This is a genomic window from Streptomyces sp. DH12, assembly GCF_020873895.1.
Classification (GTDB): domain Bacteria; phylum Actinomycetota; class Actinomycetes; order Streptomycetales; family Streptomycetaceae; genus Streptomyces.
On record NZ_JAHWGT010001611.1, the window covers coordinates 1 to 395 of the forward strand.

Here is a 395-nt window from a genome sequence, read left to right on the forward strand (position 1 = left end):
CGTCACCCTCTACGAAGCCCGCCCCTACCTCGGCGGACGCGTCGGAGGCTGGCCCGTCGACCTGGCCGACGGCTCGCCCGCGACGATGAGCCGCGGCTTCCACGCCTTCTTCCGGCAGTACTACAACCTGCGCGGCCTGCTCCGGCGCACCGACCCCGCCCTGGAACGCCTCACCCCGCTGCCCGACTACCCGCTGCGGCACCGCGACGGCATGCACGACAGCTTCCGGCACGTGCCCCGCACCCCGCCGTGGAGCGCGCTCGGCTTCGCCGCGCTCAGCCCGTCCTTCCCGCTGCGCGACCTGCCCCGGATGAACGCGGCGGCCGCCCTGCCGCTGCTCGACGTCCGCGTGCCCGAGATCTACGAACGCCTCGACGCGGTCAGCGCGCACGACT

The 395-nt window shown here is 74.4% G+C and carries 1 protein-coding gene; it reads left to right on the forward strand.

All coding sequences use genetic code 11. From position 1 onward, the window contains the following. Positions 1-395: FAD-dependent oxidoreductase (locus LPA54_RS41340; RefSeq protein ID WP_228985522.1), on the forward strand; the 395-nt coding region annotated here is incomplete at both ends.